Origin of the sequence: Sphingomonas aracearum, from assembly GCF_003345355.1 — a bacterium.
Lineage (GTDB): Bacteria > Pseudomonadota > Alphaproteobacteria > Sphingomonadales > Sphingomonadaceae > Sphingomonas > Sphingomonas aracearum.
This window is the reverse complement of record NZ_QQNB01000003.1, coordinates 146,778-173,265: the sequence shown is the minus strand read 5'-3', so window position 1 is coordinate 173,265 and position 26,488 is coordinate 146,778. Positions and strand designations below refer to the sequence as shown.

Here is a 26,488-nt window from a genome sequence, read left to right as displayed (position 1 = left end):
CCTGCATCGACCTTGTCTGGGCCGCCCTGGCCATCGCGATCGCCCTCATCATGCCGGAGATCCTACCGTGAAGAACAAACTTTCCGATCTGAACAATCACCTCTTCGCTCAGCTCGAGCGCCTGTCGGAAGAAGGCCTCACCGCCGAGCAGATCGAGCAGGAAGGCAAGCGCACCGACTCGATCGTGCGGATCGCTGACCAGATCGTCCGCAATGCCGATCTGCAGCTTAAAGCCGCGACGATCATCGCCAATCACGGCGATCGCTTCATCCCCATGCTGCCGATGCTGGGGAAGTCGGAATGAAGGGGCGCGCCATCCTCTACAGCGCCGAGGAATTGACATGGCTCGAAGCCAACCACCTGCTGCCGATCGGCGATTACCATGCAGCTTTCGTCCGAGCGTTCGAGCGCTCGGATGTGAAGGCCGGTCACCTGCACGCGCTCAGAAAGCGTCAGGGCTGGCGGACCGGGCGCACCGGTCGGTTCGAGACCGGCCGGGAGCCGATGAACAAGGGCCAGCCGTGTCCCGAAGGTAAGGGCGGCCGACACCCGAACGCGCGCGCGACGCAGTTTCGCAAGGGACAACGCAGCGGCGTCGCCGTTCGGCTGTACAAGCCGATCGGAACCGAGCGGCTGAGCAAGGAAGGCTATCTCGAGCGGAAGATCCACGACGGACTTCCTCTGCAGTCGCGCTGGCGCGGCGTTCACCTGCTCCGCTGGGAAGAGATCAACGGTCCCGTGCCGAAGGGGCATGCCCTGAAGTGCCTAGACGGCGATCGGCTCAACACGGATCCAAGCAACTGGTGCTGCTTGCCAAGGGCCGTTCTCGCTCGCCTGAATGGCGGCCGGCACAAGACGCGTCTGGCCTATGACCAGGCGGCGCCAGAGGTCCGTCCCACCATTCTCGCCATGGCACAGCTGCAACACGGCGTGCAGGCCGCGCGCGAGCGGATCGCCGAGGAGGCACGCTGATGCCGGCTCCCATCGACGATCTCATCCTGCAGGTCATGGCCGCACGCCCGTCAGGGATCATGACCTACGCAGTCCGCAACATCCTCGCGCACGAGCACGGCATGCCGGACCTGAAAACGCCTGCTGTGCGCAATCGTCTGGTGCGGCTCGAGCGAGAGGGCAAGGTCACCTGCAAGCGCTGGGGGCCGGGCTGCCATAACGAATGGAGGCGCTTGTGAGGCCTCGTCCGCAGATGGACCTGTTCGCCGCCGGCTTCGGTGCTCTGGCGATCGACGATCGCGTACGCGCGGCTGTCGCTGCTGGCGCCCCCGTCGCTTATAGCCTCTCTGGCGGTAAGGACAGCGTCTCGATCGCACATGCCACCACCCGCCTGCTCGATCGTCTCGGTCACCCGCACCATCGCCGCATTGCTATCCACGCTGACCTCGGTCGGATAGACTGGCCCTCCACCCGAGACACAGTTGAAGCATCCGCCGCCGCTATCGGCGTGCCACTGATCATCGTGCGCCGGCGTGCTGGGGACTTGATCGACCGATGGGAGCGGCGGTTCGAATTGGGGCTCGCGCGCTATGTCGACCTGCTCACGTATCACCTCACAGGTCCATGGAGTTCCGCTGCCAACCGCTTCTGCACGGCGGAGCTGAAAACACAGGTTATCCTGCCTCAGCTGCTGCGCCAGTTCCCTGGCGAGCAGGTGCTTTCGATAGTCGGCATCAGGCGCGAAGAGAGCATCAAGCGCCGCCTGGCCCCGATCTCTAAAGTCGAGGGAAAGCCCTACGTTCGGGCAAACGGAGGCGGCATCGTCACCTGGCATCCCGGCGTCGAGGTGCGAGAGGATGAGGTCTATACCTACATCGCTCGAGAAGGCTTGCCTCTGGCAGAGAGCTACCAGCGGGGTGCCTCACGGTTCGGCTGCGCCTTTTGTGTGCTCGCATCCGCCGGAGACATTGCCATTGCGGCGCGCGCTCCCGGCAACCTGGGTGCGCTGCTGCACCTGGTCGATATGGAGGCGCGATCAACGTTCTCTTTCCAGCCGGATCGTTGGCTAGGCGATGTCGCACCCGATCTGCTGCCAACGTCGCTCGCGGCCGACCTCGCTCGCGGTAAAGCTTGGGCGGTTGAACGCCGCCGCTTGGAAGATCGCCTGCCCTCCAACCTACGCTACGTGAAGGGCTGGCCGCAGCGCATCCCGTCGATCGCCGAAGCAAGCGTCATCCTTACCGCCAGAGCCGCCATATTGGCGATGCACGGCCTGGCTTCGCCCTATTCCACACCTGCCCAGGTGCGAGATCGCATCGCGGATCTACATGACGCCGAGCGTCTGAAGGAGGCGGCATGAAGGGCGAGCGGCCCGCCTTGGAGGCGCTCGCCTGGGCGCGCCAGCTCCTGCCGGACACGGACAAGGTCGAGGCCTTGTCGCGGCGAGGCTTCGGCAACGATGCCGAGAGCACCGCGGAAGCTGTCCGGGTCCATGATACCCTGATCCGCCGCGGCTACGCCGCCCGCGCGCGCTGCTCGAAGGGCAGCGATCCGCGCTTCTACGAATACCGCATCACCTATGCCGGCGCCGTTGCGATCGGCCGCGTGCTGCCGGAACAAGACGAGGAAGCGGCCTGATGCCGATCCGTCCCGAGAACCGTGCCCGCTACCCGCGCGAATGGCCGACGATCTCCCTGCAGATACGCAAGCAGCGCGCCGGCGATCGGTGCGAATGCCAGGGCGAATGCGGCCACGATCACGCCGGCCGCTGCGCGGAGCACAACGGCGAGCCGCACAGCGTCACCGGCTCAACCGTGGTGCTCACCGTCGCCCATCTGGACGACATGCCGGAGAACTGCGCGCCGGAGAACCTGCGCGCCATGTGCCAGCGCTGCCACCTCGCCTATGATCGCGACACCCACGTCGCCAACCTGCGCGAGACGCATTCCCGCCGGCGCATTGCCGCGCTGGGCAATGGTGAGCTTTTCGCAGGCGAGCTTGGCGCGCGGACTCGTCCGAAGCGCATCGTCTCGGCCGCGCCGGTGTCGCAGCTGCCCGCCTGGCCGTTCGAGGGCCTGCGCCCGCACCATTACGGGCTGATCCTCGCCGATCCGCCTTGGCGCTTCTTCAATCACTCGGCGAAGGGCGAGGCGAAGAACCCCGTCGCGCACTATGGCTGCATGACGATCGAGCAGCTCGCGCAGCTGCCCGTCGCCCGGCTTGCCGCCCCCGATTGCGCCCTGGTCATGTGGGCGACCGCCCCGCTCCTCGATCGCGCGATTGAGCTGCTGAAGGCATGGGGCTTCACCTTCAAGAGCGCCGGCGCCTGGGCGAAACAGTCGAAGACGGGCGAGAAGTGGACCTTCGGCACCGGCTACGTCTTCCGCTCGGCCGCCGAGTTCTACCTGGTCGGCACGATCGGCAAGCCCCGCGTCCTGTCCCGCTCGATCCGCAACCTGATCGCCGCCCCCGTTCGCGAGCACAGCCGCAAGCCCGACCAGCTGCACGCCGATCTCGAGCAGCTCTACGCCGGCCCCCGCGCCGAACTCTTCGCCCGCCAGCGCCGCGCCGGCTGGGACGTCTGGGGCAACCAGATCGACAAGTTCGAGGCGCCGACCGCATGAATGCGCCGGCGACCTTCCCCAAATCCTCACCGGAAGCGATCGCCTTCGCCGAAGCCCTTGCGCGCGCCCACGTCACAAGGGACATTGCCCGTCTACGCACCAAGGAATCGGCCGATGCGGACCGTCATTTACGCCCGCTTCAGCAGCGATAACCAGAACCCCCGCTCGACTGCCGACCAGATCGCCGTCTGCCGCGAACGCGCGGAACGCGAGGGCTGGTCTGTCGTCGCCACCTTCGAGGACGCCGCGATCTCCGGCGCTGCCGGCGTCGGCGAGCTGCAGCGTCCCGGCCTCAACGCCATGATGCAGCTGGTCGAGGCAGGCGGCATCGATCAGGTGCTCGCCGAATCGACCGACCGACTCGCGCGCCACGTCGCTGACGCACACACCTTGCGCGAGCGGATCGAGTTCGCCGGCGCCCGCCTCTTCACCCTTTTCGACGGCACCGTTACGCCGATCGTCGGACTGGTGAAGGGCTTCATGGATGCGCAGTTTCGCACGGATCTCGCCGCCCGAGTGAAGCGAGGCCAGCGCAGCTCTGTGCAGCAGGGGCGAGCGACGGCCGGCATCGCCTATGGCTACCGCCGGGTTCTCCGCTTCGACGACAACGGCAATCCGATCCGCGGCCTACGCGAGATCGTCGATGACAAGGCCGAGATCGTCCGCCGCATTTTCCGCGAATACGCCGCCGGGCGCAGCGGGCGCCAGATCGCCGGCGATCTCAACCAGGAGGGCCTGCCCGCCCCCCGCGGTGCCTTCTGGATGCCCGGCGTCATCACCGGTGAGCACAAGTCCGGTCACGGCATCCTGCGCAATCGCCTCTACATCGGCGAGATCGTCTACGGCCGCACCAAGGCAGTGGTAAACCCCACCACCCGCGCGCGCCGCATGCGTCCGGCCGGCGAGCAGCTGACGGTTGCGAGCGCGCCCGAGCTGCGGATCGTCGATCAGGATCTATGGGAAGCGGTGCAGCAGGAGTTGGCCTCGCGCACCGCCGCCCGCCCCGAATATCATCGCCGGCCCAAGCACCTTCTCTCCGGCCTGGGCGTCTGCGGCGTTTGCGGCAACGGCTGGGTGAAATCGTCCGGCGAGAACTGGGGTTGCCGCGCGCATCGGAACGGCAAGGCATGCACCAACAATCGCGTCATCAGCTCGCGCCAGTATCAGGAGCGAGTCCTGGCCGAGCTGCGCGCAAACCTGCTCGCCCCCGATGTCGTCGCCGCCTACGTCCGCGAATACCACCGCGACTATGCGCGCAAGGCGTCCCAGCTCACGCGCGACCGCGCCCGCCTTGCCGATCGGCTCGCCCAGGCCACCCGCAAGATGGATCGCCTGCTCGCCGCTCTGGCGGATGGCGGCAGCGCCTTCGGCGAGATCCGCGATATGCTAGGCGCCGCCCGCGAGGAAAAGGAGCGCCTCGCCCGCGAGCTCGCCAGCCTAGACGCCCTCCCCGAGGTCCTCACCCTGCACCCGCGCCTGGAGGAGGAATACCGCCGTCAGGTCGAGGCCCTGCAGCAAGCACTCGAGGCACCCGAAACCAAGCTCGAGGCGGTGCCCCGCCTCCGCGCGATGATCGCCCGCATCATCCTGCGCCCGGCCGAGGCCACCCGCGGCGTCCAGATCGAGGTAGTTCGCCAGATGGACGAAGTCCTCTCCCTGGCCACCCAATCCCAAGCCCGTGCGTGACTTACACCAACGCACAATTCGGGGAATCGCACCAGAAATCGCTGATCGCGCGGCAGGCGCTGGGAGCCAGTTTGCCGCTGGCCGGGGTCGGTTGCGGGATCGGGCGCGACTGGCTGGAACGGATCGCCGTGCAGCGTGGCGGCCTGCCCTTCGATCCTGCGAGCCTGACCGAGGATTACGAGCTTGGCCTCGCCGTGGCGACGCTGGGCGGCAGCGGCGTGCTGGCCTGGGTCGGCGAGACGCGCGGCGGACGACCGGTCGCGGTGCGCGAATATTTCCCGTCGTCGCTGAACGCCGCGATCCGCCAGAAGGCGCGCTGGATGACGGGCATTGCGCTCGCCGGTTGGGATCGCGTCGGCTGGGGCCGGCTGGCGGACTGGCGGGAGCATTGGATGCGGGCGCGCGATCGCCGCGCGCCGCTCGCCGTGCTGGTGCTTGCCGCCGCCTATCTGGCGTTGATGGCACTGGCGGCCGCCTGGCTCCTCCATCGGCTAAGCGGCACGACGACGCCGCCGGTCGACGCAGCGATGCAGGCGGTGCTGACGATCAACGCCGCCCTGCTGTGCTGGCGGCTCGCCATGCGCGCGCTGTTCACCGGCCGCGCTTATGGCTGGCGGCAGGCCGCGCTGTCGCTGCCGCGGGCGTTTGTCGCCAACTACATCTCGCTCATGGCCGCGCGCCTGGCGGTTTCGCGCTACATCGCGCTCCTGCGCGGCGGGGCGCTGCGCTGGGACAAGACCCGCCACGCCTTTCCCGACGATGTCGAGGAAGCGGCGTGAGCGGACGGCCGCTGCGCTTTCTGGGCGGCGTGGGCGTCGGCTGGGTGACCTTGCGCGTGGCCCTGCTCTGGCCGCCGGCCGCGGCGGTGATCGAGCGCGGCGTGCCCTTGATCCCCCGCGTTCTGGCCCGGACCCAGCCCCTGCCGGTACGCGAGGAGCCGGCCACGCCGTCGACCATGGCGGCCTTCGCTGCCGTCGCCGTGCCCCGACCGGCCAAGCTTGCGACCGACGCCCCCTTGCCGCTGGCTGCAACCGACAAGAGCCACGCCCTCGCGCTTGCCCTGCTCAGTGCGCTTCGCTTCGGCGAGGCGGTGCGGCAGGAAAGCGGAATCGTGCCCGGCCTGCCCCGCTCAGTGCCCCCGCGTCCGCCGGCGGCTCCTCGCTCCCGCTGGTCGGGCAGCGGCTGGCTGTTCGCGCGCGGCGGGCGCGGCATCGCGCCGGGCGCGAGCGGCGGACAACTGGGCGGAGCGCAGGCCGGACTTCGCCTCGCTTATGCGCTGGACCGTCGCGGCCGGCTGGCGCTGGCGGGGCGGGCGACGACGCCGTTGCGCGGGCGCGGCACCGAACTGGCCGCCGGCGTCGAGTGGCAGCCGACCCGCCTCCCCGTCCGGCTGGTCGCCGAGCAGCGTTTCGGGATCGACGGCGTCCGCTCCGCCCCCGCATTGGGCGTGGTCGCCGGCGCCGGCCCGGTGGCGATCGCGCCGGCGGTGCGGATCGAAGGCTATGCGCAGGCCGGCGTGATCGGCGCGGATCGCGGCGCCTATGCCGATGCCGCCGCCCGCATCGCCACGCCGCTGGGCGCGCTCGGCGGGCTGCGCTTCGATCTCGGTGCCGGCGCATGGGGCGGGGCGCAGAAGGGCGCGGCCCGGCTCGACATCGGGCCCTCGCTGGCCGTTTCGCTGCCACTCGGCCGGGCCGGGGCGCGGCTTTCCGTCGACTGGCGCCAGCGCGTGGCCGGCGGCGCACGGCCGGGCTCCGGCCTCGTCGTCAGCCTCGGCACCGATTTCTAGCCAGCGTGCGTCGAAGGGAGTAGCAAGCGCCCGTGGACATCTACCTGCCCATCGCCAACCTTTCGGTGAACGCGCTCGTGATCGTGCTGCTGGGCACCGGCGTGGGGCTGCTGTCGGGCATGTTCGGCGTGGGCGGCGGCTTTCTGACCACGCCGCTCCTCATCGTCTATGGCATCCCCCCCACCGTTGCCGCCGCCTCCGCCGCCACCCAGGTGACCGGCGCCAGCGTGTCGGGCGTATACGCGCACCTGCGCCGCGGCGGGGTGGACATGCACATGGGCGGCGTGCTCGTGGTCGGCGGCGTGCTGGGCAGCCTTGCCGGCGCGGGCATCTTCCGCCTGCTCCAGGCGTCCGGCCAGATCGACGTGGTGATCGCCGCCATCTATGTCGCCATGCTCGGCTTCATCGGCATTCTGATGGGCAAGGAAGCGCTGGAGGCGATCCTCGGCACAAAGGCGAAGGCGGCGAAACGACGCCACCACCCGCTGGTCGCCAGCCTGCCCTTTCGCATGCGCTTCTATGCCTCGGGCCTCTATATCTCGCCGCTGGCGCCGCTGCTGCTCGGCTTCTTCACCGGCATCCTCACCGTGCTGCTGGGCATCGGCGGCGGATTCATCCTGGTGCCCGCGATGCTCTACATCCTGGGCATGTCGACCGGCGTGGTGGTCGGCACCTCCCTGTTCCAGACGCTGTTCGTCACCGCCTCGGCCACGCTGGTGCACGCCACCACCACCAAGGCGGTGGACATCGTGCTGGCCGCCCTGTTGCTGCTCGGCTCGGTTACGGGGGCGCAGCTCGGCGCGCGGCTCGCGGGCAAGGCGCGGCCGGAATATCTGCGGCTGGCGCTGGCCATCGTCGTGCTGCTGGTTGCCCTTCGCATCATTCTCGGCCTCACCTGGCGACCGGACGAGATCTACACGGTGGAGCCGCTGTGAAGCGCCCCGCCGCGCTGCTGCTGCTCGCCGCCACGCCGCTGTTGCTGGGCCAGGCCAAGCCGGTGCTGGTGCCCGACGTGTCGCAGCGCGACATCGAGATCATCTATTCGTTCACCGGCGCCGAGCTCCTGCTGTTCGGCGCGATCCTCTACCCCGGCGGGCGCCTGCCCGGCGACGACCGCCCCACCGACATCGCGGTGGTGGTAAAGGGGCCGACCGAGCCGATCCTGATCCGCGAGAAAGAAAAGGTCGCCGGTATCTGGGTCAATGCCGAGCGGCTCAGCTACCGCTCCGCGCCCAGCTTTTACGCGCTTGCCTCCTCGCGCCCGATCGAGCGCATCGTCGACGAGCGTACCCGCGCAATCTACGAGCTGGGCCTGTCCAGCCTGCAGCTCTCCCCTGCCAGCAGCGCGCCGAGCACCGTGCAGGACCGCTTCGCCCGCGGCCTGGTGGACCTGAAGCGCCGCTCGGGCCTGTATGACGAGGCGCCGCGCGCGGTGGAGATCACCGACGGCGTGCTGTACCGCGCCCGCGTGCCGATCCCGGCGCGCGTGCCGGTCGGTCGGTTCACCGCCGAGACCTTCCTGATCCGCGACGGCCGCGTGCTCGCCGCCGCCACCCGCGAGATCCAGATCCGCAAGTCGGGTTTCGAGCGTTTCGTCGCCTGGTCGGCCGAGCGTCGCTCGGTGCTCTACGGCCTCGCCGCGGTCGCCTTGTCGCTGGGCCTGGGCTGGGCCGCGGGCATGATCGCGCGGCGCATCTGAGCCGTTCCGGCCTCGCCGAACGCTAAATTTACCATTGCCCGCCAGTTATTACGGTCGAATCGCAAGGGACCGACCGAATGACCGAGATGATGGGCAGCGGAGCGTTCGCCGGCGCCGCACCTGCCGGCAACGGCGCAGCGGCGCTGGCGCCCGCGGCGTTTGCCGGAACCGCGCAGGGCATCGGCACCGTGCTGGAGATCGCCGGCTCGTCGAGCCAGGTTGTCCTCGATCCGCGGGCGTTGGAGCAGGTCGCCGGCGACAGCGACCCCGTGATCGCCAGCGCCGGTGCGGTCGGCAGCCAGATCAAGATGCGCGTCGGCGGCGTGTGGCTGGTCGCCAACATCCGCTCGCTGCGCCTGGTCGACGGCACGGAGCCGCGCATCGCGGCGCAGGTCGACTTTCTCGGCGAAGGCGACGAGGAGCGCCTGACCGGCAAGCTCTACAATTTCCGGCGCGGCGTCACCCGCTATCCGACACCCGGCTGCCAGGTGTTTGCGGTCTCCACCCCGGACCTCAAGCAGATCTACACCGCCACCGGCCGTGCCGCGGTGGAGATCGGCACCGTCTACCCCACCCGCGACGTGCGCGCCGCGCTGTATGTCGATGCGATGCTGGGCAAGCATTTCGCGCTGCTCGGCTCCACCGGCACCGGCAAGTCGACCTCGGCGGCGCTCATCCTGCACAGGATCTGCGAGCTCGCGCCGCAGGGCCATATCGTGATGATCGACCCGCACGGCGAATATTCCGCCGCGTTCCAGACCAACGGCGCGATCTTCGACGTTTCCAACCTGCAGATGCCGTACTGGCTGATGAACTTCGCCGAACATTGCGAGGTGTTCCTCACCACGTCCGGCTCCGAACGGCAGATCGATGCCGACATCCTGGCCAAGTGCCTGCTGATGGCGCGGGCCAAGGGGCGGCTGGGGCAGGAGATCGGCAAGCTGACGGTGGACGCGCCCGTCCCCTATCTGCTCAGCGACCTCACCAACCTCATCCAGCTCGAAATGGGCAAGATGGACCGCGCGGGCGACACCGCCCCGTATCTCCGGATCAAGACCAAGATCGAGGAGATCAAGGCCGATCCGCGCTACGGCTTCATGTTCTCCGGCATGCTGGTGGCCGATACCATGGCGGCGTTCCTCCAGCGCATCTTCCGCCTGCCCGGCGACGGGCGGCCGATCTCGATCATCGACGTGTCGGGCGTGCCGAGCGAAATCACCTCGGTGGTGGTGGCAGTGCTTTCCCGCATGGTGTTCGACTTCGCGATCTGGTCCCGCACGGAGCCGCAGCGCCCGATCCTGCTCGTCTGCGAGGAAGCGCACCGCTACATCCCGCGCGACGACGATGGCTCCTCCGTCGGCCGCATCCTCAGCCGCATCGCCAAGGAAGGCCGCAAATACGGCGTGTCGCTGGGCCTGATCACCCAGCGTCCGTCCGATCTGGCCGAAGGCGTGCTGTCGCAATGCGGCACCATCCTGTCCATGCGCCTCAACAACGATCGCGACCAGGCCTTCGTCCGTGCGGCGATGCCCGAAGGCGCCCGCGGCTTCCTCGATTCGATTCCGGCGCTGCGCAACCGCGAATGCATCATCTGCGGCGAAGGTGTCTCCATTCCGATTCGCGTCTCCTTCGACGGGCTGGACGAGGCCAAGCGCCCCGCCTCCGACGACCCGCTATTCTCCGATCTCTGGCGGCAGACCGGCGGCGAGGAGGAGATCATCTCCCGCACCATCCGCCGCTGGCGTGCGCAGGGGCGGTAGACCGGCTATCTGGTCTCGCGCGCTTCCAGCGTGCTGAGCACCGCCTCGGGCGAGACGTCCCGCTTGATCTCGCCCAGTTCCTCGGCATCCACCGCCGCCACCCCCATCTTCTGCGCCATGGCATCCACCAGGGCGACCAGGCGGGTAAGCTCGTGCTCGGTCAGCAGGTTGATCTGCAGGTCGAATTCGTTCTGCCGCGCGGCCGCGCGCATCATGCGGTTCTGGCTGATGAGCACGAAGGTGGAGAGGAAGATCGCCTCCACGCTCGCCTCCATCGCCAGCACGACAAAGGTCGGGTCGAACGGCTTCACGCCCGGCACCCAGCCGAGGTTCACCGCGATCCACACGCCGTAGAGAACCGCGTGCAGCCCGACAAAGGCCATGCTGCCGGCAAAGGCGGTGATCGCGTCGGACAATCGCTCGCTGAGCCGGGCGTTCTGCGCCTCGCGGCGGCGATGCTCGTCCATCCGCTCGATGTTGCGGGCAAGAACGCCACCCAGGCCGGGCGGCGACGGTGGCTGATGGGTGAAAAGGTCCGACATGCGCGCGCAACGCGCAGGCAGCCTGTTCGGACGCGCGCTACGCCGCGCCGCCGATCCGAAGCCACAACGCGGTGGCGTCGTCGCTGCGCTTGAACCGGGGAAAGCGCCGGCAATCGGCATCCTGTTCTTCGATGTCGCGCAGCTGCTGGCCCAGCGCCGCCAGCCCCTGCCGCTCGGCCGCGGCGAACAGCGCGGCGGCGTCATGAACGCCATAGGCGTCGATCAGCGCCGAGAAGCCGTCCGTCATCAGCAGCAGCCCGTCGCCGGGCGCGACCTCCACCGCGGCCAGCCGCATGGCGGCGCGCGCCGCGGATGGGTCGATGCCGAGCACCTGCCGCCCGGGCCGCGCGCGGGCGGCACGACGATCATCCAGCACGGCGCCGGTGCGCGGCAATGCACCCACTCCTTCGCCCAGTGCCGCGGCCGCCGCCGACTCGGCTGCACGGTCGGGCGCGGGCGTGCACCAGCGCACGCCGGCGGATGACCGGTGCAGCACCGCGCAATCCGCCGCCCAGGCGACGTGCAGCTTGTTTCCAACCAGTTGCACGGCGGCAAAGGCGGCGCTGGGAAGCTCCCAGGCCGCTTCCGGGGCGCGGCGACGTTCCGCAGCATAGCGCGCCGCGACATGCGCGAAGACCTGGTCACAGGTGCCGGCAAGCTCCGGCGCATCGGCCAGGCCGAAACCGGCATCGGCGGTGGCCGCCAGCCATGCGGCGCCGCCCTGATCGCCCAGCAGGCCCGGCGGGCCGAGATCCGTCGCTCCGTCGATCACCCAGGCGGTTCGCGCGGTGTTGCCCGCCCGGTCGTCGTTGGGCGTGTCGTTGCGGCCGCACAGGCTCAGCGACTGGAGGAGATCGAGGTGCATGGCGGCTCCAAACAAAAGGCCCGCCCTCCGGGTCGGGAGGACGGGCCTATATGCGTCTCGGACGGTTCGGTTACGCGCCTTGCGGCGCCGGGTTGCCGAACGGGCCGCTCGGCCGGCGGGTCTTGGGCACCGAGGCCCCCCCGATCGGCAGCGTCGGCGCCTTCGGGCCGGTGTCGCCGCGGTCGATCGTCTCGCCCGCGATCAGCTTCTTGATCTCCTCGCCCGACAGCGTCTCGTAGTCGAGCAGGGCGCCGGCCAGCAGGTGAAGCTGGTCGAGGTGATCGGACAGCACCTGCTTGGCGCGCGCGAGGCCCCCCTCGACGATCGACTTGATCTCGTCGTCGATCAGCTGCGCGGTCTGGTTGGACATGCGCACCGGCTGCGAGGACGAATAGCCGAGGAACGACTCGCCTTCCGGCTGGGCGTATTCGACCGGGCCGACCTTGTCCGACATGCCCCATTTGGTGACCATGTCGCGCGCCAGGCCCGTGGCGTACTGGATGTCGCCGGACGCGCCCGACGAAACCTTGTCATAGCCGAAGATCACTTCCTCAGCCACGCGTCCGCCCATGGAGACGGCCAGGTTCGCGTACATCTTGTCGCGGTGATAGCTGTACGAATCGCGTTCCGGCAGGCGCATCACCATGCCCAGCGCGCGGCCGCGCGGGATGATCGTGGCCTTGTGGATCGGATCGGACGCCGGCTCGTGCAGCGCGACGATGGCATGGCCGGCCTCGTGATAGGCGGTCATCCGCTTCTCGTCCTCGGTCATCACCATGGACCGCCGCTCGGCGCCCATCATCACCTTGTCCTTGGCTTCCTCGAACTCGCTCATCGCGACCAGGCGCTTGGACTTGCGCGCCGCCATCAACGCCGCCTCGTTGACGAGGTTGGCCAGGTCCGCGCCCGAGAAGCCCGGCGTGCCGCGCGCGATCACGCGGGCATCGACGTCGGGCGCCAGCGGCACCTTCTTCATGTGCACTTCAAGGATCTTGATACGGCCCTCGATGTCCGGGCGCGGCACCACCACCTGGCGATCGAAGCGGCCCGGACGCAACAGCGCGGGGTCGAGCACGTCGGGGCGGTTGGTCGCTGCGACGATGATGATGCCCTCGTTCGCCTCGAACCCGTCCATTTCGACCAGCAGCTGGTTCAGCGTCTGCTCGCGCTCGTCGTTGCCGTTGCCCAGGCCCGCGCCGCGATGGCGGCCGACCGCGTCGATCTCGTCGATGAAGACGATGCACGGCGCGGACTTCTTGGCCTGTTCGAACATGTCGCGCACGCGGCTCGCGCCGACGCCCACGAACATCTCCACGAAGTCCGAGCCCGAGATGGTGAAGAACGGCACGCCCGCCTCGCCCGCGATCGCGCGAGCGAGCAGCGTCTTGCCGGTACCCGGCGAGCCGACCAGCAGCGCGCCCTTCGGAATCTTGCCGCCCAGCCGCGCGAACTTGGTCGGGTCCTTCAGGAACTCGACGATCTCGGTCAGCTCGGCGCGCGCCTCGTCGATGCCGGCGACATCGTCGAAGGTCACGCGGCCTTCCTTCTGCGTCAGCATCCGTGCGCGGCTCTTGCCGAAGCCCATCGCGCCCGAGCCGGTGTTCTTCTGCATCTGGCGCAGCACGAAGAACGCGATGCCCAGGAAGAGCAGGAACGGCAGCGACTGGTACAGCAGCAGCTGCCACATCGACGGGCCCTCTTCGGGCTTGGCCGTGATCTGCACGTTGTGCTGGCGCAGGTTCTGCGTCAGCTGCGGGTCCTGGATCGCGTAGGTCTTGAACTTGTCACCGCTCGAGAAGGTGCCGGTGATGACATCCCCCGAAATGTTGACGTCCTTGACCGTGCCTTCCTCCACCTTGTCGAGGAAGGTGGAATAGGCGATCCCGGTGCCGCCCGCGACGCCGCCGCGCGTGTCCAGCATGGTGACGAACAGCGCCAGGGCGACGAGGATGCCGACCCAGATGAGCAGGCTCTTCATCCACGGGTTGGGGCCGCCACCTTCGCCGTTGCCGCCGCCCGGCTGCTTGTCGTTCTCGTTCATGTGGTCTTGATACCTTTCCGAGCACACAAGATAGGCGCACGCAGGTTAATGGCAATGGAACAACCATGCGCCCGCGGCCACTTTGGGCCGATCAGTGCGATCGGCGCGGCGGAGCCTCGCTGAAGCGCCACACGGTGCCGACCGGACGCACCAGCACGCCTGCCTGGGTGGCGGCGTTGCCTGCCTCCAGCGCGTTCAGCAGCGGCTCGATATTGGTGGCGAGATCGAAGTCCGGCCGCAGCCCGTTCACCCCCCGCACCGAGCGGATCGCCTCGCGCGCCAGCCGCCTCTTCATCTCGCGCGGCAGGTCGGCAAGGTCGAGCCAGGTCTGGCAGTGCGGCTCATCGACACCCTCCGGCACGACCTTGCGGGTCGACCACAGCCAGGCCGTCATCGCCTCCAGCGCATCCTGCGCCTCGCCGGCATGTGCGGCGGCTCGGGCGAGCCCTTCGGCGCCGAGCCAGTCCTGCTCCGCGAGCAACCGGCGGACGCGCACGCGCTCGAAGCTCTCGTCGGTATTGCTCGGATCGTCGACGAACGGCACGCCCGCGGCCGACACCAGTGCTCGCAGCTCGGCGCGACGCCAGCCGAGCAGCGGGCGGACGACAATGCGCTCCCACAGGTCGAACACCGCCGGGCGCACTACGCGGGCGGCCCCCAGCGCGCGGACCGGCCGGATGCCGGCAAGTCCCGCCGGTCCCGCGCCGCGGGCCGCGCGCATGAGAAACGTCTCCGCCTGATCGTCGGCATGATGCGCGGTCGCGATCGCCGGCGCCGCGACCGCCACCGACCATTGCCCGAGCAGGCGGTAGCGGAGCGCCCGGGCGCGCGCCTGAAGATCGGCGCCGGCCAGGTCCTCGTCGGACGGCAGCACCGCATGCGGCACCCCCTGCGCGGCGCACCAGCGCGCCACCATCGCCGCTTCCGCTGCCGAGGCAGGACGCAGGCGATGGTCCACCGTCGCCGCCGCGACCGCGCCGGGAAAGGCGGCATCGGCCAGGACGAGCAGCGCCATGCTGTCGGGGCCGCCGGAGACGGCGATGCCGAGCGGTCGATCGGGCGTCGGGGCGGAGGCGAGCGCCAGGAGATCGCGACGGAAGCGGGCAATCCGCTCCTTCGGCAGCGGGGCGCTCATCCTATCGCCGCCCGACCCCGGCCCTTGCCGGGGTGGAAGAACAACCAGCTGGCGGCCCGTCTCTCAGGCGCAGCTCGCCTGGCGCCGGCCGGCGGCCACCTGCGCGGCAAGCTCGGGGCGCAGCGTGGCGCCGTACACGTCGCCCAGTTCGCCATAGACCTTGCAGATATCGGCCTTGGGCTTCTTCAGCCGCGTCAGGGTCTGGGCCAGGTAGTACAGGCTGTCGGGCGCGCGCTCGCCATCGGGCAGGGTGCGGTAATTGTCGAGAAAGGCGCGCGCCGCCGAGTTGAGCTGGCCATCGTCCATCAACGCGCGGCCGTACAGGTTGCGCGCGTAGCTGGCGCGCTTGTGCTTCGGATATTTGGTGAAGGCCGCCTGCAGCTGCTTTTCCGCCTCGGGGTAGGACTTCGCCGCCCACAGGTCATAGCCGTAGAGATAGGCATCCTCGCCCGCGTCTCCGGTGGGCGGACGGCGGGTGATGCCGGCAGCGGCGGCGGGCGTCGTGGCAGGACGGGCCGGTGCGGGGCCGGCGTCCGCCTCCGGCGCGCCAGTTGCCGGCGCGGGCGTCGTCGTGCGCGTGCCTTCCAGCGCGGCGATGCGCGCATCGGTTTCGCGGCGATAGGTGGCAAAGGCGTCGGACACGGTGCGCACGCGGTTGTTCGCCTGCTCAACCTGCCCGGTCAGATCGCGCAACTGCCCTTCCAGCGCATCGACCCGCGCGGTGAGGTCCGCCACCGGGCTGGTCGCGGGCGTGCCGATCGGATCGGCCTGATCGCGGCCCGGCGTGATCTGCGGCTGGACGTATTGCCCCGCACCGCCCGGAAACACCTTGCGCTGCACGGCGCGCATTTCGGACTCCAGCCGGTCGACCCGGGGCTCGAGCGACGCCTGCGCGGCGACCGGTGCGGCCGAGAAAAGACCCGCCGACAGGGCCGTTGCGAGAACAAGATTACGCATGGGCAACACCCCCCTGTTCGGTTGAAGAGCCGACCATACTGGCCGCGCCACCCTGTCGCCAGCCTTTACGGCGCCGGCGCCGGGGCAGGCGCCACGGCGCCCGGCGGCGCCTGCGCGCCGGTGGGGGCGGCCGGGGCCGGATCGGCGAAGAAGGGCGGCACCTCCGTGGCGCCCCCGCGCGGGCGGGTCCGTGCCGGCGTGGCCGGGGCGGGAGCCGGCGCCGAGGCCCCGGCCGCCGCCGCGCCCGCCGAACCGCGCGCCAGCAGCGCGGCGGCGCTCACCGGCACGTTCTTGATCGCCACCCGTCCGCTGCCCAGCGGCGGCACGGCCGAGCCGTTGACGGTAACCGTCAACTGGTCCGGGCGGCCGACATTGATCATTGGGTTCCTGGCATCGGCGGGCACGTCGAAGCCCTCGCCCGGCTTCAGCGTGCCGAGGTACAGCGTCTTGTTGTCGGCATCGTAGACGCGCATCCACACCTCGCTGCTGCCCGCGGCCAGGCGCACCTGCTGGACGGCGGGCGCGGCCGGAGCCACGGTCTGCACCGCCACCGGTGCGCCGGTGGCCTCGGCGGCGGGCGTGGCCACGTCGCCGCCGCGGAACAGGTCGGTGCCGTACCACAAGCCGACGCCGATCAGCACCAGCAGCGCCAGCACCGCCCCGGCCACCGCCAGGCCGGTGCGCGGCAGGCGGCCGGCGTCGGGGTCGTCATAGGTGATGTACTCGGTCCGCCGCACCGGCTCGATCGACCCTTGCGCCCGCACTTCGCGGGCGATCTCCACCTCGTCCACCCCGACCGCGCGGGCATAGGCCTTGGCGAAGCCGACGGAGTAAGTGACGGACGGCAGCGCCGAGTAATCGGCATTCTCGATCGCTTCCAGCTGGCGCAGCGGCACACGGGTGCGCGCGGCCACTTCGGCAAGGCTCAGTCCTTGCGCCTCGCGCGCCTGGCGAAGCCGTTCGCCGGCACGCAGCGGGGGGGAGCCAGGTTCGGCGGGGCCGTCGGTCATGCACGTCTCCGGGCGGCGGTGTTGCGATCCGGGGGGAACCGCCCTTGTTCCTCTGCCTGTCTCAAAGCGGGGCGCGAGTGTCAACGCCGGGCCTCACCTGGATCAGGCGAGTTCGACGCCCTGTTCCTGCGCCCAGGCGGTGAGCGCGCCGCGCATGTCGCGCGGCGGGTCGGCGAGCAGCCGCTCCATTTCCGCGACGATCGCCCGCCGGTCCAGGCTGCGCACCATCGCCTTGATCGGTCCCACCGCCGCCGGCGTGATCGACAGGCGATCCACGCCCAGCCCGATCAGCGCCATCGCCTCCAGCGGGCGGCCGCCCATTTCTCCGCACACCGCCAGCGGCACGTTGGCGCCCTTGGCCGGCGCGACCAGCCGGCGCAGAAAGCGCAGAATGGCGGGCGAAAGCCAGTCATAGCGCTCGGCCAGCTTGGGATTGGCGCGATCCGCGGCGAACAGGAACTGCGTCAGGTCGTTGGTGCCCACCGACAGGAAATCGATGCGCGGCAGCAGCCGGTCGAGCTCCTCCGCCAGCGCCGGCACCTCCAGCATGGTGCCGTAGCGCACGTCATTGGGCAGCTTCTTGCCGCGGTCCAGCAGCACCTGGCGCTGCGCCTCGAACAGCGCCTTCGCCTCGTCGAACTCCCACGGCTCCGACACCATCGGGAACATCACCGACAGCGTGCGCCCGGCGGCGGCCTCGAGCAGGGCGCGCGCCTGCACCTTCATCAGCCCGTCGCGCTCCAGCGCGAGGCGCAGCGCGCGCCAGCCCATGGCGGGGTTCTCCTCCTCGCCATCGTCCAGCTTGTTTAGATAAGGGAGCGCCTTGTCGCCGCCGATGTCCACCGTGCGGAAGATCACCGGCCGGTCGCCCGCCGCCTCCAGCACGTCGCGGTACAGCCGCTGCTGCCGCTCCCGCGCAGGCAAGGTGGCGGAAACAAGGAACTGGAATTCGGTGCGGAACAGCCCGATCCCGTCCGCCCCGGTGACGTCCAGCGCCGCCACGTCGTCGCGCAGGCCGGCATTGACCATCACGGTGACGCGGTGCCCGTCGCGCGTGACCGGCGCCTCGTTCTTCAGCGCGGCGAACAGCGCGCGGCGGGCCTGGCGGGCCTGCAGCTTGGCCTCGAACGCTTCCTCCATCGGCGGCGAGGGCCGCACCAGCACGGCGCCCGCCGTGCCGTCGAGCAGCAGGAGGTCGCCCTCCGAGATCGCCCGCTTCACCCCCTTCACCCGGCCGAGCACCGGCACGCCCATCGCGCGCGCGACAATGGTGACGTGCGCGGTGAGCGAGCCTTCCTCCAGCACCACGCCCTTCAGCCGCCGGCGGTCATATTCCAGCAGCTCCGCCGGGCCCAGGTTGCGCGCGATCAGGATCGTGTCCTGCCGGAGGCCAAGCTGCGCCGCGGTGCCCATCTGGCCCGACACGATGCGCAACAGACGGTTCGCCAGGTCCTCCAGGTCGTGCATGCGATCGGCGAGCAAAGGATCGTCGATCTGCCGCATGCGCATGCGGGTGCGCTGCTGCACGCGCTCGATCGCGGCTTCCGCCGTCAGGCCCGAGTCGATCGCCTCGTTGATGCGCCGCGCCCAACCCTCGTCGTAAGCGAACATCTTGTAGGTCTCGAGCACCTCCTTGTGCTCGCCATCGACGCCGAACTCCGCCTCGCGGCTGATCCGCTCGATCTGTTCGCGCATGCGGCCGAACGCGGCATAAACGCGGTGCCGCTCGGCCTCCGTGTCCTCGGCCACCGTGTGCTCGATCTGCACGCGCGGCTGGTGGAACACGGCATGGCCCGCGCCCATGCCCTCGACCAGCTTGAGGCCCGGCAGGCGCACCGCCGCGCTCACCACGGCAGGGCGATCGCCGGCAGGGGCACGGGTGTCGATGAGGTCGGCATTGGCGATCAGTTCCGACAGCACCATCGCCACCGTCTGCAACGCTTCTATTTCAATCTCGTCATAGCGGTGCGGCTCGGCGTGCTGGACGCACAGCACGCCGACGGCCCGCTCCCGCCGGATGATCGGCACGCCGGCGAAGCTGTGGAACCGGTCCTCGCCGGTTTCCGGACGATACACGAAGTCCGGATGGGCGGCGGCCTCGTCCAGGTTCAGCGTTTCCACCTGCTCGGCGATGGTGCCGACCAGCCCCTCGCCCAGCGCCAGCTTGGTGACGTGCACCGCTTCCTGCGCCAGCCCCTCGGTGGCGAACAGTTCCAGCACGCCGTCGCGCAGCAGGTAGATGGAGCAGACCTCGCTGTTCACCCCCTCGCCGACGATCTTGGCGACCTGGTTGAGCTTGCTCTGCGCCGGGGTGCGACTGGCCATCACGTCGTGCAGGCGGACGAGGATCTCGCGGGCGGAGGCGGCGGCGGACAACGGCATGGCAAGGACGCTAACGCGCGAGACAGACCTTGGCTATCGTGCAGCGCAGCAGGAAAACTCCGGTGTGGAGGAGCAATCCTGTCCTGCCGCTTGCAGCCTATCGCTCGAACGCCCCCAGGTCCGGCGCCTTGCCGCGGAACGGCAGGCCGACGGGCGTTCCGGCATCCACCAGGTCGGTGCCGGCCCTGAGGTGCACCGCGCGCAGCACCGGCAGGCTGCCGTCGGGCCCGCGCGGCGCGTCCCAGCCCGCCGCCGACACCGCCTCGAAATCGCCTGCGTCCACCGTCACCGGCAGCGTCCAGGAATTGCCCGCGGCGTCGTCGCTCATGTTGGCCGTCAGCGTGCCGCCGAACGCCAGGTTGTTGCGCAAGCGGCCCAGCGACCGCGGCGCGCTGTCCGGCCCGATGCCGAGCATGTTGAAGTCGGTGCCGTTGTCGAAGCTGGTGTTGCTGTAATACTCGTTCGCAAGCGGATGGTGGTTGGCATAGACGCCCGATGCCCGGTTGCCGAACGCCACCGAGAAGCGCAGCGTGTGAACCGCGCCGTTCGGCGCATAGCTGAGGCCATAGCCCCCCATCTTGAACCCGTTGCCGTTCTTGCTCGGCGTATCGCTGCCGGGGATGTAGCCGTTGTGCCAGGACCAGCTGTGCTCGATCAGCACCGGCGAATAGGCGCGGATGAGATCGAACCCGTCGTCGCTGTTCGACCAGGCGCGGCAGCCGCGGAACACGTTGCCGGGATGTCCCGCCTTGATGTGCGCGCCGAAGCCGTCGCCGCTCTCGCCCGCGCCGTTGGAGGTGAGCGGATCGTAATTGTCGTGGCTGTCGCTGTTCAGGACCAGATTGTCGCCGCCATCGGCGATGAACAGCCCGGCGCCCATGATGTGGTGGATGTTCAGCCGCTCGAACCGGTTGTGGCTGCCGCTGATCCACACGCCCCAGGATTCGTGATTGAGGTTGTTGTTCTGCGGCACGCCGGTGATTTCGAGACCGTTCAGCTCGATCCAGTCGCCCGACACGGTGATGCCCTTCACCCGGCAATCGTCCTTCATGCCGGCAAAGTCGAACACCGGCCGCTCGCCCGGCGCGGCGAGATAGCGGATCGGCTGGCCGGGCTGGCCGCTCTTGCCCAGCGCGACCGCGTTGACCACGCCCGTGCGACCGGGACAGCGGTTCGCGCCCTGCACGATGGCGTAGCGGCCGCCGTGGAACAGGACCGTGTCGCCCGCGCCGGCCGCTTCCTGCGCGCGGGCGAAGGTGGCGAACGGCGCGGCTGCGGTGCCCGCCGCGGCGTCGCTGCCATCGGGCGCAACGTGAAAGGTCTTGGCCGTGGCCGGCGTCGCGGCCGCCAGCATCAGAACCCATGCGATCCACTTCATGCGCCTGTCCTTCTCAGTCGAAGAGCCCGTCCTGGCTGCCCGCCGGCGGGTTGAGGCCGAGATGCTTCCACCCGGCCGCATTGAGGCAGCGGCCGCGCGCGGTGCGAGCGACGAGGCCGAGCTGGATCAGATAGGGCTCGATCACTTCCTCGATCGTGTCGCGCGGCTCGGACAGGCCGGCGGCGAGCGTCTCCACGCCCACCGGGCCGCCGCGATAGATGTCGGCGATCATGTGCAGGTAGCGCCGGTCCATCGCGTCGAGGCCGAGCTTGTCCACCTCCAGCCGGGTGAGCGCGCCGTCTGCGGCTACCCGGTCCACCACGTCGCGCCCCGCCACATTGGCGAAATCGCGCACGCGGCGCAGCAGGCGGCCGGCGATGCGCGGGGTGCCGCGCGCACGCCGCGCGATCTCCGCCGCACCATCGGGCGCGATGGCCAGGTCCAGCAGCCGCGCGGCGCGGGTGACCACCGAGGTCAGCTCCTCCACCGTGTAGAATTGCAGCCGCACGGGAATGCCGAACCGGTCGCGCAGCGGCGTCGTCAGCAGGCCCTGGCGGGTGGTCGCGCCGACCAGGGTGAAGCGCGGCAGGTCGATGCGGACGGAGCGCGCGGACGGCCCTTCGCCGATCATCAGGTCCAGCGCGCGATCCTCCATCGCCGGGTACAGCACCTCCTCCACCGCCGGGTTGAGCCGGTGGATCTCGTCAATGAACAGCACGTCGCCGTCCTCGAGATTGGTGAGCAGCGCCGCGAGATCGCCCGACTTGGCGATCACCGGACCGGAGGTGGCGCGAAAGCCCACCCCCATCTCGCGCGCGATGATCTGCGCCAGCGTGGTCTTGCCCAGCCCCGGCGGGCCGAAGAACAGCACATGGTCCAGCGCGTCGCCGCGCCCGCGCGCCGCCTCGATGAACACGCGCAGGTTCTCGCGCGCCGCCTTCTGCCCGACGAACTCGTCCAGGCTCTTGGGGCGAAGCGCCGCGTCCACGTCCTCGGGGCGGCGGCTGGCGGTCAGCAGGCGGTCGGCATCGGTCACGATGTGTTCCGGTTAGCGCATGGCCGCGGCCGCTGTCGAGCAAGAGGGCACCGATCGCGCATAACTTCGTTGCCTCCCCATGGACGTGATCGAGGGCAGCATCGAAGAGCGGGGCCGCGCGCTGGTGGCCGAGGTGCGCAGCGCGGCGCGCGCGCATGCGACGACATGGGAGGCGCTGGTGCCCGACAGCTTCCGCGTGGACCTGCGCGCCGAGGCCGCGGAGGAGGCGGCCTATCTGGAAATGGCAGCGGCCAAGACCCGGCTGCGCGAGCATATCTGCGCCACCTACGGCATTTCCATCCGCGAGCTCGCCAGCCTGGCGATGCCCTGATCGGCCGCTCGCTCGAGCGTTGACCTGCGCCCCTGCCCCGTTGAAAGCCCCTGCATGACCGACGCCCCCACCGTGCTCCTTCTCCAGAAGACGTCGCTGCCGCTGCGCCAGGCGCTGGCCGAGCGCTATCGCATCGTGGAGGAGCCGGAAGTGGCGGTGCGCGCGATCGTGGGCTCGGGCAGCGTGATGGTAGACGGCGACCTGATGGACCGCCTGCCGCGGATGCGGCTGGTGGCGATTCACGGCGTCGGCCACGAGGGCGTCGATCTGGAAGAAGCGCGCATGCGCGGCGTGCAGGTGACCACGACGCCGGGCGTGCTGACCGCCGACGTCGCCGACCAGGCGATCGCGCTGATGCTGGCGGTGCAGCGGCGGATCATTCCCAACGACCGGGTGATGCGCGCGCGCGGATGGACGGTGCCGCTGTCGAGCCGGGCGAGCGGACGGCGGATCGGCGTGTTCGGCATGGGCGAGATCGGCCGCGCCATCGCCGCCCGGGCCGCGCCGTTCGCGTCCGAGCTGCTGTACTGCGCGCGCTCCGCCAAGCCGGAGCTGCCCTGGCGCTTCGTGCCGACCCTCCAGGCGCTGGCGGAGCAGAGCGACGTGCTGATCCTGATCGCGCCGGGCGGCGCGGAGACGAAGCATGCGGTGGACGCAAGCGTGCTCGCCGCGCTCGGGCCGGACGGCATCCTCGTCAACGTGGCGCGCGGCAGCCTGGTCGATCAGGAAGCGCTGGTCGCCGCGCTGGCGGCGGGCACGATCGCCGGTGCCGGGCTCGACGTGTTCGCCGAGGAGCCGCACGTTCCGGCCGCGCTCACCTCGTTCGACCAGGTGGTGCTGAGCCCGCACCATGGCAGCGCCACCCGGGAGGCGCGCACCGAAATGGCGGCGCTGGTGCGCGCCAATCTCGACGCCTTCTTCGCCGGCGAGCCGCTGGTGACGCCGCTGCCCTGAGATCAATCCTCCCCGGCCCGGGGAGGATATTCCGCGCGCACCGCTCGTTCGGAAGGGATGGCCGCCACCGCTCCCCTCCCTCGCGCCCTGCCCGCCTGGCGGCCCAAGCGCGTGCTCGTCACGCGGTCGGCGCGCGAATGGGCGCATGGCCGCGCCATCATGGAGCGCGCGGCGGCGGCAGGGATCGAGGTGCGCGAGCTGGCGTCCGATCGGCTGATGCTCGACAACCCCGACGACCCGCGCCGCGCTTATACCGAGGCCAAGTCGACCCTGGCGGTGGTGGTCGCCCCGCCGTCCAAGCGCCGGCTGCAACCGATCGCGCCCAGCGCCGACTGGCGGGTGGACCTGGCCGAGGGCTGCCCCGCGCATTGCAGCTATTGCTATCTTGCCGGCTCACTGAAGGGGCCGCCGATCACGCGCGTCTACGCCAATCTGGAGGAGATCCTCGACGGGCTCCCCGCCTATCTCGGCCAGGGCACGATCACCTCGCGCAACCGGGACCGCGTGCACGAGGGCACCACGTTCGAGGCGAGCTGCTACACCGATCCGCTCGCGCTGGAGCCGCTGACGGGATCGCTGTCGGCCGCCATCGCCTGGTTCGGGCAATGGCAGGCGGCGGCGCAGCTGCGCTTCACCTCCAAGTTCGCCGATGTCTCCCCGCTCCTTGCCCTCGATCATGGCGGGCGCACGCGGATGCGCGCCTCGCTCAACCCGCGCGCCTTTGCGCGGTTCGAGGGAGGCACCTCCCCGGTCGCCGCCCGGCTCGCGGCGCTGCGGCAGATGGCGCTGGCCGGCTATCCGGTGGGGCTGACGATCGCGCCGATCATCGCCGCCCAGGGCTGGGAGGAGGCCTATGGCGCGCTGATCGACGATGCCGCCGCCGCGCTCGCCGGCGTGCCGGACCTCGACATCACCGCCGAACTCATCACCCACCGCTTCACCGCCGGATCGAAGGCGGTGCTGGACAGCTGGTATCCCGGCTCCGCGCTCGACATGACGGGGGAGAACCGCTCCACCAAGCGCACGAAGTTCGGCACCGAGAAGCAGGTCTATGATGCCGCCACCATGAAGGCGCTGCGCAGCTTTTTCGAACGGCGGATCGGCGAGGCGCTGCCCGCCGCGCGCATCCTCTACTGGACATGACCGTCTTCTTCACCGCCGACACGCATTTCGGCGACCATCGCACGATCAACATCTGGCGCCGGCCGTTCGCCTCCACCGCGGAGATGGACGAGGTGCTGCTGCGTCGCTGGAACGGGACGGTCGGGCCGGAGGACGAGGTCTGGCACCTGGGCGATGTCGCCCGCAGGCCGGCCGAGGTGCCCGCGCTCCTCGCGCGGCTCAACGGGCGCAAGCACCTGCTGCGCGGCAACAACGATCCGGACGCGACGCTGGCGGCGGAAGGCTGGGCGAGCACCGGCGACTATGCCGAGCTGGAGCTGGACGGCCACCGGCTCGTCCTGTGCCATTACGCCTTTCGCGCGTGGAACGGCCAGCACCGGCGCGCGATCAACCTCCACGGCCACAGCCATGGCCGGTTGAAGCCGATGCCGCGCCAGTTCGATGTCGGCGTCGACGTGCACGATTTTGCGCCGGTGACGCTGGCGCAGCTGCTCGCGGGTTAACTCAGCGGCGCAGCACGGGGCCGGACACCGGCGCCTTGTTCACCTTGGGCGCGGCCTCGATCGCCTTCAGCAGTTCGGGGCTGCGGCTTGCCTGCCGCGCATAATCGCGCGCCGAATAGCCGGACCCGTTCTCGGTGCGGTCCGGATCGGCACCGGCCTTGAGCAGCAGGGTGACCAGGGCGAGATTGCGGTTCTGCACCGCCCGGATCAGCGCGGTGAAGCCGCGCGCGTCGGGCATGTTGACGTTGGCCTTCACCTCGCGGCTGTTGAGCAGCGCCTCCACCAGGTCCTGCCGGTTGGCCGCGGTGGCGAGGAGCAGGGGCGTGTCGCCCTTGCCGTCCTCCACGTTCGGGTTGGCCCCGCGATCCAGGAGAAAGCGGGTATAGGTCAGGTTGCCGCCGCGCACGGTGACGTGCAGCGCGCTTTCGCCCGACGAGATGTCGCGCGCGGTGTTGATGATCGCGCCGCCCGACGACGTGACCATCGAGTTCACCTTGTTGCCGTCCTCGTCGCGCAGGGCCTTGAGGAACAGGTAGCTGTCCGACATGCGCTGCGCCGGCGCGGGCGCGGCGACGATCGCGGAAGCCAGGATGGCGGAAGGAAGGATGCGCTTCACGGAGGAGCCTCGGGTGGGGAGAAACTTGCGCGCGAGCCTCTAACAGACCATGGCTGGCGATGCCATGAACGGTTTTCCTCGCGTTGCCGCCGCGCTTCTCCTGACGCTTGCCGCCTGCTCGCCCGACCCACCCGCCGCCGCCCCCGCCCAGCCGCCGCTGGCCGGCGCCAGGATCGGCGGGCCGTTCACGCTCACCGACCAGAACGGCCGCAGCGTCAGCGACAGGGATTTCGCCGGCAAGTACCGCATCGTCTATTTCGGCTACACTTTCTGCCCGGACGTGTGCCCGGTGGACGTGCAGAATATCGGCGCGGCCCTGCGCCTGCTCGAGAAGAGCGATCCGGCGCTGGCCGCCAGGGTGGTGCCGATCTTCATCACGGTGGATCCGGCGCGCGATACGCCGGCGGTGCTGAAGCAGTTCGTGTCCGCCTTTCATCCGCGCATGGTGGGGCTGACCGGCAGCCCGCAGGCGATCGACGCGGTGGCGAAGGAATATGCGATCTTCCATCAGGTCGGCGACAAGCAGCCGGGCGGCGGCTATCTCGTAAATCACAGCCGGCAGGCCTATCTGATGGGTCCGGAAGGCGAGCCGCTGGCATTGTTGCCGCAGGAAGGGCCGCTGCAAGCCATCGCGGCCGAGATCAGGAAATGGGTGAAGTAAAGTTCTGGGAAGCGCCGCTGGCGACGCTGGACCGCGCACAATGGGAGGCCCTGTGCGATGGCTGCGGCAAATGCTGCCTGCACAAGCTGGAGGACGCGGACACCGGCGAGCTGGCCGCGACCAACGTCGCCTGCCGCCTGCTCGACCGCGACACCGGCTTCTGCTCCAACTATCGTCATCGCAAGGCGTTCGTCAGCGAATGCGTGCGGCTGACGCGCGACAATCTGCCGCAGATGGCGTGGCTGCCGCGCACCTGCGCCTACCGGCTGCGGGCGGAAGGACGGCCGCTGCCCGACTGGCACTATCTCGTCAGCGGTGATCGCGAGGCGGTGCACCGCGCAGGCGAGTCGGTTCGCGGCTGGACGGTATCGGAAGTGGTCGCCGGCGACCTGGAGAACCATGTGGTCGATCGCGAGCTGTGAGCGCTGCTGCTCCCCGGCGAAGGC

The 26,488-nt window shown here is 69.8% G+C and carries 28 protein-coding genes; 18 read left to right on the top strand and 10 right to left on the bottom strand.

What is annotated here, in order from left to right:
* The first annotated feature begins 67 nt into the window (after window positions 1-67).
* From DVW87_RS13810 to DVW87_RS13755, 12 genes are all read left to right on the top strand, one after another.
* Window positions 68-304, top strand: coding sequence for a hypothetical protein (locus tag DVW87_RS13810; protein ID WP_114688401.1), 237 nt, complete (start codon window positions 68-70; stop codon window positions 302-304).
* Window positions 301-972 carry an HNH endonuclease signature motif containing protein gene (locus tag DVW87_RS13805; protein ID WP_114688400.1) on the top strand — a complete coding sequence of 224 codons (672 nt, stop codon included), beginning with the start codon at window positions 301-303 and terminating at the stop codon, window positions 970-972. Before DVW87_RS13810 ends, DVW87_RS13805 begins: the two co-directional genes overlap by 4 nt.
* Window positions 972-1,190 (top strand): hypothetical protein, encoded by a 219-nt coding sequence (locus DVW87_RS13800; protein ID WP_114688399.1) that lies wholly within the window; start codon window positions 972-974, stop codon window positions 1,188-1,190. Before DVW87_RS13805 ends, DVW87_RS13800 begins: the two co-directional genes overlap by 1 nt.
* Window positions 1,191-1,204: 14 nt before the next feature.
* Complete coding sequence (locus DVW87_RS13795) at window positions 1,205-2,311, top strand: phosphoadenosine phosphosulfate reductase domain-containing protein (protein WP_114688398.1); 1,107 nt, start codon at window positions 1,205-1,207, stop codon at window positions 2,309-2,311.
* Window positions 2,308-2,589 (top strand): hypothetical protein, encoded by a 282-nt coding sequence (locus DVW87_RS13790; protein WP_114688397.1) that lies wholly within the window; start codon window positions 2,308-2,310, stop codon window positions 2,587-2,589. Before DVW87_RS13795 ends, DVW87_RS13790 begins: the two co-directional genes overlap by 4 nt.
* Window positions 2,589-3,575, top strand: a complete 987-nt coding sequence (locus DVW87_RS13785; RefSeq protein WP_114688396.1) for an MT-A70 family methyltransferase — start codon at window positions 2,589-2,591, stop codon at window positions 3,573-3,575. The genes DVW87_RS13790 and DVW87_RS13785 overlap by 1 nt, the downstream gene beginning before the upstream one ends.
* A 114-nt stretch (window positions 3,576-3,689) precedes the next feature.
* The gene (locus DVW87_RS18370) at window positions 3,690-5,261 is read left to right on the top strand and encodes a recombinase family protein (RefSeq protein WP_239017916.1); all 1,572 of its coding nucleotides are present in this window, start codon (window positions 3,690-3,692) and stop codon (window positions 5,259-5,261) included.
* Entirely contained in the window at window positions 5,258-6,040 is a 783-nt protein-coding gene (locus tag DVW87_RS18365; protein WP_239017915.1) for a glycosyltransferase family 2 protein, read from the top strand. Before DVW87_RS18370 ends, DVW87_RS18365 begins: the two co-directional genes overlap by 4 nt.
* Complete coding sequence (locus DVW87_RS18360; RefSeq protein WP_239017914.1) at window positions 6,037-7,050, top strand: hypothetical protein; 1,014 nt, start codon at window positions 6,037-6,039, stop codon at window positions 7,048-7,050. The genes DVW87_RS18365 and DVW87_RS18360 overlap by 4 nt, the downstream gene beginning before the upstream one ends.
* A 32-nt stretch (window positions 7,051-7,082) precedes the next feature.
* Window positions 7,083-7,985, top strand: coding sequence for a sulfite exporter TauE/SafE family protein (locus DVW87_RS13765; RefSeq protein ID WP_114688394.1), 903 nt, complete (start codon window positions 7,083-7,085; stop codon window positions 7,983-7,985).
* Window positions 7,982-8,749 (top strand): TIGR02186 family protein, encoded by a 768-nt coding sequence (locus DVW87_RS13760; RefSeq protein ID WP_114688393.1) that lies wholly within the window; start codon window positions 7,982-7,984, stop codon window positions 8,747-8,749. Before DVW87_RS13765 ends, DVW87_RS13760 begins: the two co-directional genes overlap by 4 nt.
* Before the next feature lie 77 nt (window positions 8,750-8,826).
* The gene (locus DVW87_RS13755; RefSeq protein ID WP_114688392.1) at window positions 8,827-10,509 is read left to right on the top strand and encodes an ATP-binding protein; all 1,683 of its coding nucleotides are present in this window, start codon (window positions 8,827-8,829) and stop codon (window positions 10,507-10,509) included.
* Window positions 10,510-10,514: 5 nt separating this feature from the next.
* On the opposite strand, the gene DVW87_RS13750 is transcribed toward DVW87_RS13755, so the two are convergent.
* The 9 genes from DVW87_RS13750 to ruvB all read right to left on the bottom strand — a co-directional run bounded on the left by DVW87_RS13750 (window position 10,515) and on the right by ruvB (window position 21,855).
* Window positions 10,515-11,051: a DUF1003 domain-containing protein gene (locus DVW87_RS13750; protein WP_114688391.1), complete on the bottom strand. Its 537-nt coding sequence runs from the start codon at window positions 11,049-11,051 to the stop codon at window positions 10,515-10,517.
* Window positions 11,052-11,088: 37 nt separating this feature from the next.
* Window positions 11,089-11,916, bottom strand: a complete 828-nt coding sequence (locus DVW87_RS13745; protein WP_114688390.1) for a protein phosphatase 2C domain-containing protein — start codon at window positions 11,914-11,916, stop codon at window positions 11,089-11,091.
* A gap of 70 nt (window positions 11,917-11,986) precedes the next feature.
* Entirely contained in the window at window positions 11,987-13,957 is a 1,971-nt protein-coding gene (ftsH, locus tag DVW87_RS13740) for an ATP-dependent zinc metalloprotease FtsH (RefSeq protein ID WP_114688389.1), read from the bottom strand.
* Window positions 13,958-14,048: 91 nt separating this feature from the next.
* Window positions 14,049-15,092: a tRNA lysidine(34) synthetase TilS gene (gene tilS, locus DVW87_RS13735; RefSeq protein WP_114688388.1), complete on the bottom strand. Its 1,044-nt coding sequence runs from the start codon at window positions 15,090-15,092 to the stop codon at window positions 14,049-14,051.
* Between the two features lie 63 nt (window positions 15,093-15,155).
* Window positions 15,156-16,049, bottom strand: a complete 894-nt coding sequence (locus DVW87_RS13730; protein ID WP_114688387.1) for a tetratricopeptide repeat protein — start codon at window positions 16,047-16,049, stop codon at window positions 15,156-15,158.
* Between the two features lie 65 nt (window positions 16,050-16,114).
* Window positions 16,115-17,059, bottom strand: a complete 945-nt coding sequence (locus DVW87_RS13725) for a helix-turn-helix domain-containing protein (RefSeq protein WP_114688386.1) — start codon at window positions 17,057-17,059, stop codon at window positions 16,115-16,117.
* Window positions 17,060-17,161: 102 nt separating this feature from the next.
* The gene (ptsP, locus tag DVW87_RS13720; RefSeq protein ID WP_114688385.1) at window positions 17,162-19,441 is read right to left on the bottom strand and encodes a phosphoenolpyruvate--protein phosphotransferase; all 2,280 of its coding nucleotides are present in this window, start codon (window positions 19,439-19,441) and stop codon (window positions 17,162-17,164) included.
* A 97-nt stretch (window positions 19,442-19,538) separates the two neighbouring features.
* Window positions 19,539-20,819 (bottom strand): right-handed parallel beta-helix repeat-containing protein, encoded by a 1,281-nt coding sequence (locus DVW87_RS13715; protein ID WP_114688384.1) that lies wholly within the window; start codon window positions 20,817-20,819, stop codon window positions 19,539-19,541.
* A gap of 13 nt (window positions 20,820-20,832) precedes the next feature.
* Window positions 20,833-21,855, bottom strand: coding sequence for a Holliday junction branch migration DNA helicase RuvB (gene ruvB, locus DVW87_RS13710; protein ID WP_114688383.1), 1,023 nt, complete (start codon window positions 21,853-21,855; stop codon window positions 20,833-20,835).
* Window positions 21,856-21,934: 79 nt separating this feature from the next.
* On the opposite strand from ruvB, the gene DVW87_RS13705 reads away from it, so the two are divergent.
* From DVW87_RS13705 to DVW87_RS13690, 4 genes are read left to right on the top strand one after another with little or no spacing between them, the layout of a single operon-like run.
* A complete protein-coding gene (locus DVW87_RS13705; RefSeq protein ID WP_114688382.1) occupies window positions 21,935-22,186 on the top strand; it encodes a hypothetical protein in 252 nt (83 codons plus the stop codon).
* 54 nt (window positions 22,187-22,240) lie between these two features.
* Window positions 22,241-23,140, top strand: coding sequence for a 2-hydroxyacid dehydrogenase (locus DVW87_RS13700; protein ID WP_114688381.1), 900 nt, complete (start codon window positions 22,241-22,243; stop codon window positions 23,138-23,140).
* Between the two features lie 57 nt (window positions 23,141-23,197).
* Window positions 23,198-24,283 (top strand): SPL family radical SAM protein, encoded by a 1,086-nt coding sequence (locus DVW87_RS13695; protein WP_114688380.1) that lies wholly within the window; start codon window positions 23,198-23,200, stop codon window positions 24,281-24,283.
* Window positions 24,280-24,765: a metallophosphoesterase family protein gene (locus DVW87_RS13690; protein WP_114688379.1), complete on the top strand. Its 486-nt coding sequence runs from the start codon at window positions 24,280-24,282 to the stop codon at window positions 24,763-24,765. The genes DVW87_RS13695 and DVW87_RS13690 overlap by 4 nt, the downstream gene beginning before the upstream one ends.
* Before the next feature lies 1 nt (window position 24,766).
* On the opposite strand, the gene DVW87_RS13685 is transcribed toward DVW87_RS13690, so the two are convergent.
* Window positions 24,767-25,381, bottom strand: a complete 615-nt coding sequence (locus DVW87_RS13685; RefSeq protein ID WP_114688378.1) for an ankyrin repeat domain-containing protein — start codon at window positions 25,379-25,381, stop codon at window positions 24,767-24,769.
* A gap of 64 nt (window positions 25,382-25,445) precedes the next feature.
* Here DVW87_RS13685 and DVW87_RS13680 point away from each other — a divergent pair, with 64 nt between their 5' ends.
* Together DVW87_RS13680 and DVW87_RS13675 are read left to right on the top strand one after the other, a co-directional pair.
* The gene (locus tag DVW87_RS13680; protein ID WP_114688751.1) at window positions 25,446-26,042 is read left to right on the top strand and encodes an SCO family protein; all 597 of its coding nucleotides are present in this window, start codon (window positions 25,446-25,448) and stop codon (window positions 26,040-26,042) included.
* On the top strand, window positions 26,030-26,464 hold the full coding sequence (locus DVW87_RS13675; RefSeq protein ID WP_114688377.1) for a YcgN family cysteine cluster protein: 435 nt from the start codon (window positions 26,030-26,032) through the stop codon (window positions 26,462-26,464). Before DVW87_RS13680 ends, DVW87_RS13675 begins: the two co-directional genes overlap by 13 nt.
* Window positions 26,465-26,488: the final 24 nt, after the last annotated feature.

What these genes read in the sequence shown, in the direction of transcription:
- DVW87_RS13805 (WP_114688400.1), top strand. Translation starts at nt 301, where the DNA reads ATGAAGGGGCGCGCCATCCTCTACAGCGCCGAGGAATTGACATGGCTC.
- DVW87_RS13800 (WP_114688399.1), top strand. Translation starts at nt 972, where the DNA reads ATGCCGGCTCCCATCGACGATCTCATCCTGCAGGTCATGGCCGCACGC.
- DVW87_RS13795 (WP_114688398.1), top strand. Translation starts at nt 1,205, where the DNA reads ATGGACCTGTTCGCCGCCGGCTTCGGTGCTCTGGCGATCGACGATCGC.
- DVW87_RS13790 (WP_114688397.1), top strand. Translation starts at nt 2,308, where the DNA reads ATGAAGGGCGAGCGGCCCGCCTTGGAGGCGCTCGCCTGGGCGCGCCAG.
- DVW87_RS13785 (WP_114688396.1), top strand. Translation starts at nt 2,589, where the DNA reads ATGCCGATCCGTCCCGAGAACCGTGCCCGCTACCCGCGCGAATGGCCG.
- DVW87_RS18370 (WP_239017916.1), top strand. Translation starts at nt 3,690, where the DNA reads ATGCGGACCGTCATTTACGCCCGCTTCAGCAGCGATAACCAGAACCCC.
- DVW87_RS13755 (WP_114688392.1), top strand. Translation starts at nt 8,827, where the DNA reads ATGACCGAGATGATGGGCAGCGGAGCGTTCGCCGGCGCCGCACCTGCC.
- DVW87_RS13750 (WP_114688391.1), bottom strand. Translation starts at nt 11,051, where the DNA reads ATGTCGGACCTTTTCACCCATCAGCCACCGTCGCCGCCCGGCCTGGGT.
- DVW87_RS13745 (WP_114688390.1), bottom strand. Translation starts at nt 11,916, where the DNA reads ATGCACCTCGATCTCCTCCAGTCGCTGAGCCTGTGCGGCCGCAACGAC.
- ftsH (WP_114688389.1), bottom strand. Translation starts at nt 13,957, where the DNA reads ATGAACGAGAACGACAAGCAGCCGGGCGGCGGCAACGGCGAAGGTGGC.
- tilS (WP_114688388.1), bottom strand. Translation starts at nt 15,092, where the DNA reads ATGAGCGCCCCGCTGCCGAAGGAGCGGATTGCCCGCTTCCGTCGCGAT.
- DVW87_RS13730 (WP_114688387.1), bottom strand. Translation starts at nt 16,049, where the DNA reads ATGCGTAATCTTGTTCTCGCAACGGCCCTGTCGGCGGGTCTTTTCTCG.
- DVW87_RS13725 (WP_114688386.1), bottom strand. Translation starts at nt 17,059, where the DNA reads ATGACCGACGGCCCCGCCGAACCTGGCTCCCCCCCGCTGCGTGCCGGC.
- ptsP (WP_114688385.1), bottom strand. Translation starts at nt 19,441, where the DNA reads ATGCCGTTGTCCGCCGCCGCCTCCGCCCGCGAGATCCTCGTCCGCCTG.
- DVW87_RS13715 (WP_114688384.1), bottom strand. Translation starts at nt 20,819, where the DNA reads ATGAAGTGGATCGCATGGGTTCTGATGCTGGCGGCCGCGACGCCGGCC.
- DVW87_RS13705 (WP_114688382.1), top strand. Translation starts at nt 21,935, where the DNA reads ATGGACGTGATCGAGGGCAGCATCGAAGAGCGGGGCCGCGCGCTGGTG.
- DVW87_RS13700 (WP_114688381.1), top strand. Translation starts at nt 22,241, where the DNA reads ATGACCGACGCCCCCACCGTGCTCCTTCTCCAGAAGACGTCGCTGCCG.
- DVW87_RS13695 (WP_114688380.1), top strand. Translation starts at nt 23,198, where the DNA reads ATGGCCGCCACCGCTCCCCTCCCTCGCGCCCTGCCCGCCTGGCGGCCC.
- DVW87_RS13690 (WP_114688379.1), top strand. Translation starts at nt 24,280, where the DNA reads ATGACCGTCTTCTTCACCGCCGACACGCATTTCGGCGACCATCGCACG.
- DVW87_RS13680 (WP_114688751.1), top strand. Translation starts at nt 25,446, where the DNA reads ATGAACGGTTTTCCTCGCGTTGCCGCCGCGCTTCTCCTGACGCTTGCC.
- DVW87_RS13675 (WP_114688377.1), top strand. Translation starts at nt 26,030, where the DNA reads ATGGGTGAAGTAAAGTTCTGGGAAGCGCCGCTGGCGACGCTGGACCGC.